Here is a 7345-nt window from a genome sequence, read left to right as displayed (position 1 = left end):
TCATCCAGCCCCGCCGCCCACGACTGGAGATCCTCAGACGTCACCACATCCGACACGGATCCGACTATAGATCACAAAACATGACTGTAGTACTAATACTCCAGTGACACTTCGCCATCATCGTCGCGACCTCGTGTAGTGGCCCACCCCACGGCGACATACCCGACTTATACCGGTGCTCGTTAAGCTGCGGTGCATGATCCGCACCTGGCGGCCTTAGCGCACGGCTGGGCGCCGTGAATAAGGGAGAACAACATGCGCGGGCGCCTCAGCCGTACCGGGCATTCCGCCGCCTCTATCGTGCCAAAGGTGAGTACAGGCCATAGAGTGACCGCGATCGTCGCCGCTCTCCTTCTGGGGGTGACAGGCTGCACCGCAAGCGAGCCGCAATCCGTCGTGACGGTCACCGCGTCTCCCGAGCCCCTTCCCGCCTATCGAGGCCCCCTCACCCTGGAATACTCCAAAGTCGAGGACGTCAACTTCGACTCCGAGACCCTTGCCGGCGGCGACGCCGAGATCGACATCCATGCCGCCCAGATCCTCTGGAAAATCGCCGACGTGGACTTCAAGGCCATGAACGACACCAAACTCATGGTCGCACCAGGACAGGTGAACTCCCGGGCCGAGTGCGCGGCCGTGGCCCAGGCGGGGAAGGATACGTATGTCATTGCACGGACAGACGACATTCTCTGCGTGAGAACCGCGAACGGGGCCGTCGCTCGGCTCCAGGTGATCAAATTCGGCAAGGAGACCGTCACCTTGGACGCCACCGTCTGGAGACGCTGACCCAGGCGTGCCGCACACTGAACCCTTTCATCCTCCGTCGGAGGCCTGCGGGTCTCATCATGATCGCGACCCTGGCGTTCGCCTGACCACATAGAGAAACCCTGGTAGACGGGTCGATCACCACAATCCATCCGCCAACACCAGGGGCCTCGGATGCTGTTCTACCGTGCTGCGGTCGATTTGTCGCGTTCAACGCTGAACTACGTCGCCGGAATCATCCGGCGGCACCGCAAGGCGATCGGCTCGGTGTGGCGGCGGCTCAATCCCGGCCAGCAGGCCCTGCCGGCGCTGGTCTACCTACGCAAAGGCGAGACGTTCGCCGAACTGGGTGCAGGGTTCGGGGTATCGGTCACCACCGCCTGGCGGTACGTGGAAGAGACCGTAGCCCAGCTGAAGGCTCGCTCTCCCAAGCTCGACCACGCCTTACGCAAGGCGACTCGGAACGGGCTGCACTACCTGGTGCTGGACGGCATGCTCATCCACACCGACCGCGTCAAGGCCGACCGGCCGTTCTTCTCCGGCAAACACCGCGTCCACGGCATGAACGTCCAGGTCATCGCCTCACCATACGGGACAATCATCTGGACCTCCGACAGCCTGCCCGGCAAGAGCCACGACCTGACCGCCGCCCGCGTCCGGGGAATCCGGCTCAGGCTCAGAAGCCGTCTCAGGCTCGGGCGTGACGCTCTGCGCAGCGTCGATCTCTTCCCACTCTTCATCCGACAGGTAGAAGGGCAGGGAGGCGGGGGCCTCTTCGCCCGGGGGGCTCTGCCCCATGCTTGCCTCCTGCTCAGCGTCGGCCAACTCGGCAGGCGGCTCCGTAGCGATCTCGGGGGTTTCCTCGGTGTCGAGATCGATCAGTTCGTTAGTTTCCCCGGACGGCTCGGGCATCATGTGATGTAGCGCATGCTCGGGCGTCCCCCGGCGCCCTTGGCGCTGTGTCCCTTAATGACTTCGATCGTGTCGAGCTGGGCCACGATCTCCCGAAGGTCAGCCGCCTTGATGTTCAGGGCTCGATAGATCTCGGTGGCCGTACGGCCCTCAGATCCGGCCTCACGAACGAACTCCTGACCTTGAAAGGCTGACTCCGAAGCCTCGGCCTCGGGAAGGACGCCAATATGCTGCAGGTCCTCTTCAGGGAAGGTTGCGGAAGACGCCTGAAGCTTTGCCGATCACTCCGGTGGCCAGAAGCGGGCCGCCGGGGACGGCCGACAGCGAGGTCAGTTCGCCGCCGGACGGAACCCTGGTCCAGTGGCCGGAGGGGTCGCGGTGGGCGAGGGCGGAGTCGTAACCGTTGATGTCGGTGGAGCCGAGAAACCAGTGGCCGCCGCTGCCGTCGGGGACGGGTGGGAGGTCGCGGACCATGCGTCCGGCCTTCGCCGAGGTGTCCTCGCTGCGCCAGCCGGAACCGGTCTGGGAGAGCAGGAACGACGACGCCCCGATCTCCCCCGTGATCCAGATGCCGGACGGGTCGGCGGTGATGGCGGTCAGCCGAGGGCCGGACGGGTCGGGCGGGGAATCGTCGGACGGGGGCGGGGCCTTGGGTAGCGCCGCGGTCAGGTCGACCCGGGTCCAGGCCTTGCCGTCGAAGTGGTGCGCCCAGGGGGCGTCGGCGTCGAGGGCCCAGATGTCGGAGGCAGAGCGGGCGCTGACGCGGAAGGCGCGGAAGGAGACGCTCTGTTCCGACCAGGTGGCGCCGTTGTAGTGCCAGGTCTTGTGGTCGCCGAAGACCCACACGTCGTTGTCAGCGGTGACGGCGAGGCTCTCGCCCGTAACGGGCAGCCTCTGGACGGTCGTCCAGGCGCGGCCGTCCCAGCGCAGGACGGCGGTGCCGCCCTCGTCGCCGGCCAGGGCCCACACATTGGAGGGGGCGGACGCGGCGACCGCGCCGATGCTGCCGCGTTTTACCGGGAAGTCGCTTTTCTCCCAGCGGTCGCCGTCCCAGTGGAAGACCGTGGGGCGGTGCGGGCCGTCGGCCATCGGCAGCCAGGCGCCAATGCCGAGGATGTCCCAGCCGAAGGCCCAGGCCTCGTGCTCGCCGGTGGCGATGACCTGGCCGTAGGTGACCGACGACTGGGCGGCCACCAGTTTCCACCGGTCGTTGCCGTCGGCCCCAGGGGCGGTCCACCAGAACCAGAGGCCGGCCGCGGTTGCGGCCGCCGCGGCGGCTGCTGCCCACCCGAGCCACAGGCCGGTGGCAGCGGCCAGCTTCAGAAACATGATTTCAGCGTATGAAAGGCCGCCAGAACGGCACATGAGTATTCGTACTCAGTTGGACGGGCGTAGGGCCAGAGGCGTTCGTGGCGATGGGGCCGCGGTAATCGGATGTACTCAGGGTGCTCGGTCTGCTATCAAGATCATCGAGATGGATGGGAACACGGAAGACGCCGATCTGGCGCTGAGCGACTGTGCGTACCTGGTCATGGCCGACCCGGCGGAGGTGATTCCGCTGCTGGGCCGGGCGCGGAGCCCGCGGGCGCGGCTGGCGACGGCCGTCTACCGGCTGTCTTTGACGTGGCATCGCGACGAACCCCCGGAGGTGCGGCGGCAGATATTGAGCCTGGATGCGGCTCGGCTCGGCGACGGGGAGCTGGCGAGGTGTTTCGCCGAGGTGTCCGTCGCGGGGGCGGCGTGGCCGGAGTGGACGCCGAGATGGGCGACCGGCAACGGGGCCGGCCAGCGCCGGCTCCTGGCGATCCCGGCGCACGAGGATGGCGCCGGCGCGGTGGCCTGCACGCTGCTGGACGGGCGGCCGGTAGCGGTGACCGGTGGCGACGACACGCTGGTGCGGGTGTGGGATCTGACGACGGGCTCGGCCGTCGGTGACTCGTTCGCCGGGCACGAGGCCGTCGTGAAAGCCGTGGTGTGCGCCGAACTGGACGGCCGACCCGTGATCGCCAGCTTGGACGCTCACGGCGATGTGTGGGTCTGGGACCTGGTCACTCGCGAACCCGTTCAGGCGATGTCGACGCGGGGCTTCCACTCGTGCTTGCTACTGGTGCCGGCTTGTCTCGACGGTCGCCTGGTCGTGGTCACCGGCAGCCGGAGGGGAGCGCAGGTGTGGGACGTGGCCACCGGGGAGCGGATCGGGCGGCCGATGGCCGGGCACGCCGGAGGCGATATGGAGGCGATGGCGTGCACCACGGTGGACGGAGGGATCGTGTTGGTGACGGCGGGGGAACGAGGCCTGGTTTGGGACCTGGCGACCGGTGAACGCATCGGTGAGCTGATCCCGCCCGGTTACCACCGCGAGCACCCCATGACCACGGTGGCGTGCACGGACCTGGACGGCCGGCCGGTGGCGGTCGCCGCTTGCGCGGGTGGGGAGGTGCTGCTCTGGGACCTGGCCGAACACGCCTTGATCGGGGCACCGCTTGGCGGGCACACCGGCGGGGCCCGCGACATCGCGTGCGCCGATCTGGACGGGCGCCGCGTTGCCCTGGTCGGCGACTGGAACGGCACCGTCCGGGTGTGGGACCTGGCGGCAGGGGAACTGCTCGCACAGCCGGTAGGCCGGCCGTCGTCGGGCTTCGATTATGTGCGCGCGCTTGCCTGCGCTGTCGTCGACGGGCGTCCGGTGGCGGTGACATGCGGCTACGACGGATGGGTACGGGCCTGGGACGTGGGCGCCCACGAGCCTGCCGGACGGCCGGTCGTCGGACACACCATGGACGTGCACGCCGTGGCCCCTGCCGAGATCGGCGGTCGCGCCGTCGTGATGTCCGGCGGCTCCGACCATGCCGAGGAGGACGGCGACCTTTGGGAGGAGTACGCCCGGCTGTGGGACCTCGCCACCGGGAAACCGATCGGCGGACCGATGATCTGGCTCCCCACCGGTGACAGCCGTGAAGAGGACGTGGCCGCCCTCACCTACCTGCGTCTGGACGGCCGCGACCTTGCGGTCGCGGGCATAGACCGGTCGGTGGTCCTATGGGATCTGGGCGCGGGCGAGCTGGTCGGCAGCCCGATGGTGCACACCACTCAGCCTGGGCGGTTCTCCATGGACAAAGTGGAGTGCACCTGGGTGGACCGCCGCCCGGTCGCGGTCTCGCTCTGCAATGGCGACCTCCGGGTTTGGGACCTGCGCAGCTGCGAGCCGTTCGACGCGCCCGCCCCCGGCAGCGGTTGGGTGCACGAGGTGGCATGCACGGTGCTGAACGGGCGCGCCGTCGTGGTGACCAGCGCCTGGACGCACGAGAACGACGAAGGCGAGCGCGAGGACACCGTACAGGTCTGGGATCTGGCCACCGGAGAGCCCATCGGCACGCCGATGACCGGCCACACCGACACCATCCACGCCCTGGCATGCGCCGAGGTGGACGGCCGTCCCATCGCGGTGACCGGCAGCGATGACGGCACGGTACGCAGATGGGACCTGGCCGCCCAGCGCCGGCTGGGTAGCCCGATGGTCGGGCATGGCGGCGAAGCGGTCCGCTTGGTGGCCTGCGTGGAACTCGACGGCCGGCCGGTTGCCGTATCCGGCGGACCGGACACCGTGCAGGCGTGGGACTTGCACACCGGAGAGCGGTTCGGGCCCGTCATGCGCTTCCCCTGCTACATCGACACCCTCACGACGACGCCGCGGGGGCAGATGCTGGTCACATTCGGCTCCGATATCGCCATGTTGACCCGCTCACCACGGGCAGGCGCACGCTGAGCACGTTGCCAAGTTGCGGTAATACAGCGCAGGTGAGCGCAATGTAACCATTGCGTTACTGATCACTTGCCCGTGTTGTTTTGGAGATCACAACAGATATTTGATTAGGGCGCTCGTCGCTTAGCGGTCCTCCTCCACACTAAGGGCATCAAATGACAGCAACCTTTCCTTCCTTCCCCGCTGTGGACGAACACCCCCTCGAGACCTGCATCCGGCTCCGGGAGATCGCTCCCGTGGTCCAGGTCGAGTTCCCCGGTGGTGTGCCCGCGTACCTGGCCCTGACCCACAACGCCGTACGGGAGATCCTCGCCGGGGACAACACGACCTTCCTCAGGGATCCCAAGCACTGGCCCGCCCTGTACGACGGGTCGATCCCCGAGGACTGGCCGCTGCGTGCCATCGTTCAGGGCGGTCACCTGTCCACCAAGGACGGCGGCGACCACAGGCGGCTGCGCGGCCTGGTCGGCAAGGCGTTCACGCCGGCCCGGGTGCGCGCTCTGGAGCCGCGGGTCCAGCAGATCATCGATGGCCTGTTGGACGACGTGGTGGCCGCAGGTGACGGCGTCGACCTGGTTCCCGCCTTCACCGAGGCGGTGCCGATGTGGGTGATCTGCGAGCTGTTCGGCGTGCCCGCCGAGGACCGGCTCCGGCTGCGCAACTGGACCTCCACGCTGCTGGCGCACACCACTCCGCCGGAGGTGGCGTTCGCGACTCAGAACGACCTTCAGGCCTACCTGTACGCACTGACGGAACGCAAGCAGCGGGAGCCGGGCGACGACCTCACCTCCGGCCTCGTCCAGGCTCGTGACGAGGGCGACAAGCTCACCACCGACGAACTGGTCGGCGTGCTGTGGCTGATGCTGGTCGCCGGCCACGAGACCACCGTCCACCTCCTCGGGCACGCCATCCTGGCACTGGCTCAGAACCCGGACCAGCTCGAGCTGGCCAAGGCCGAGGACCGGTGGGACGACGTGGTCGAGGAGACCCTGCGCTACCGCCACTCGGTGATGATGACCAGCTTCCGGTTCACCGCGGAGGACGTGACCATCTCGGGGGTGCACATCCCCAAGGGCAACGCGGTCGGTGTGGTCTACCAGTCGACCGGCATCGACCCGGAGGAGTACGGCGACACCGCGGACCAGTTCGACATCACCAGGAAGCAGACCGGGCACCTCGGGTTCGGCCACGGCCCGCGGTACTGCATCGGCGCCCCGCTGGCCCGGCTGGAGAGCCGGCTGGCGCTCGAGTCGCTGTATCGGCGGCTGCCTGAGCTCAAATTGGCGATCGACCCGGGGGACATCCCCTACTCCCCGTCGTTCTTCACGATCGGCCCGCTGTCCTTGCCGGTCAGTCTGGGTTCCGTGCGGCCCTGACCTGCCGTCTGTCGGTCCCGGCAACTCGCAGTTGCCGGGATCGGTCTGCGCGCAGGTGACCGGTGAGTGCGGGATCAACCGTTGCAAACGCCACCGAGCCGCGGCAACCCGCTACAACACCTCGCCGTCCGTATGAGGTGATCGCGGGACCATCAAGGAGTGGCTGTGACGGCGTGCGTCCAAGACGGCTGCCCTGCCGGCATGGCCTGCTCGGCTTCTGGCGGCGGTGGAGCCCTTTACGTGGCGGGCTTCTTGGCCAACGACATATCTGTGGAGCCTGGTCCAGGGCCAGGGGGAGCGAGGGGGCGGGCTCCGCAGGCTGGGTAATCGCGCAACGGGCGGGTGATGGCGAGCGGAGCGAGCGAGGGTTTCCGGGGGTCGAAGGGGGCGCGAGCCCCCTGGGGAGCGCTGTCTGGAATCTCGTGCGCGAAGCGCCTATTCATGGAAGGCCTTGCTTTTCTCCCCGGGGCCTTCCGGGAACGCTTCCGTGGGTGATATTGGTTCGCGCGTTCCGGGGCTTTGCCTGTTA

4 protein-coding genes and 1 pseudogene are annotated in these 7345 nt (G+C 68.0%); 4 read left to right on the top strand and 1 reads right to left on the bottom strand.

The features are described 5' to 3' along the window. Positions 1 to 327 precede the first annotated feature (327 nt). Both ACIBVN_RS02020 and ACIBVN_RS02015 read left to right on the top strand, forming a co-directional pair. Complete coding sequence (locus ACIBVN_RS02020) at positions 328 to 786, top strand: hypothetical protein (protein ID WP_397131630.1); 459 nt, start codon at positions 328 to 330, stop codon at positions 784 to 786. Positions 787 to 939: 153 nt separating this feature from the next. Next, positions 940 to 1446: pseudogene (locus tag ACIBVN_RS02015) on the top strand (transposase family protein); the annotation flags it as partial. Between the two features lie 474 nt (positions 1447 to 1920). On the opposite strand, the gene ACIBVN_RS02010 reads toward ACIBVN_RS02015, so the two are convergent. Beyond that, positions 1921 to 3006, bottom strand: coding sequence for a hypothetical protein (locus ACIBVN_RS02010; RefSeq protein ID WP_397131628.1), 1086 nt, complete (start codon positions 3004 to 3006; stop codon positions 1921 to 1923). Between the two features lie 145 nt (positions 3007 to 3151). On the opposite strand from ACIBVN_RS02010, the gene ACIBVN_RS02005 reads away from it, so the two are divergent. Together ACIBVN_RS02005 and ACIBVN_RS02000 are read left to right on the top strand one after the other, a co-directional pair. Continuing rightward, complete coding sequence (locus ACIBVN_RS02005; RefSeq protein ID WP_397131627.1) at positions 3152 to 5443, top strand: WD40 repeat domain-containing protein; 2292 nt, start codon at positions 3152 to 3154, stop codon at positions 5441 to 5443. Between the two features lie 182 nt (positions 5444 to 5625). Continuing rightward, a complete protein-coding gene (locus tag ACIBVN_RS02000) occupies positions 5626 to 6816 on the top strand; it encodes a cytochrome P450 (protein WP_397131625.1) in 1191 nt (396 codons plus the stop codon). The last annotated feature ends 529 nt before the right edge of the window (positions 6817 to 7345 follow it).

Source organism: Nonomuraea sp. NPDC049400 (assembly GCF_044466425.1).
In the GTDB taxonomy this organism is placed as follows: Bacteria; Actinomycetota; Actinomycetes; order Streptosporangiales; family Streptosporangiaceae; genus Nonomuraea.
The sequence above is the reverse complement of the archived record's forward strand: the minus strand, read 5'-3'. Positions and strand labels throughout refer to the sequence as shown.